This window comes from Nocardioides sp., assembly GCF_024509035.1.
In the GTDB taxonomy this organism is placed as follows: Bacteria; Actinomycetota; Actinomycetes; order Propionibacteriales; family Nocardioidaceae; genus Nocardioides.
In genome coordinates, this window is record NZ_JANINT010000350.1 from 286 (window position 1) to 797 (window position 512).

Consider the following 512-nt stretch of genomic DNA (forward strand, 5'->3'; position numbering starts at 1 on the left):
TCTCGGCCGAAGTCGAAGGCGCGTTTGGGTTGGCGACGCTGGGCACCGGCATCGGGCGTGATCGTGACGACGAGCGGCTGCGCGAGGTCGTACTTCCGACCGGTCGCGTCGACCCAGACGACCGCGAACCCGCCTTGCACCTGGGCGCCGGAGCCCAGCTCCGCCTGGAGCTCGGCCTCGTTGCCCTGATGGATCCGGACCATGGACCCGGGTCGGAAGGTGCCCGCTGCCGCGGCGAGCACGATCCGTGCACCCGACCGAACCGTGTCGCTCGTCAAGCTGCCGTCGGCGGCGACCTGGACCTCCACCTCGGGGCTGTCGGCCGCGAAGGCGGACGACCCTTCGACGGTGCCCGGCGGGTCGCTCACCTGGACGGCGCGGGTGGCGTGCCACTTCTGCCCGTCGGGGCTGGTGACGACCACCGTCGCGCCGTACCCCTCGTCGTTGCTGCCGCGGGGGTAGCGGCAGGTCGCCGTCCGGTCGGTCGCCGTCGTCGGCTCGCGGAAGCGGAC

Annotated in this window: 1 protein-coding gene; it reads right to left on the reverse strand. The window is 73.0% G+C overall.

Annotated elements, in window-relative coordinates; translation table 11 throughout:
- The coding region (locus tag Q0L15_RS21155) for a hypothetical protein (RefSeq protein ID WP_296606711.1) at positions 1 to 512 on the reverse strand (512 nt) is incomplete at both ends.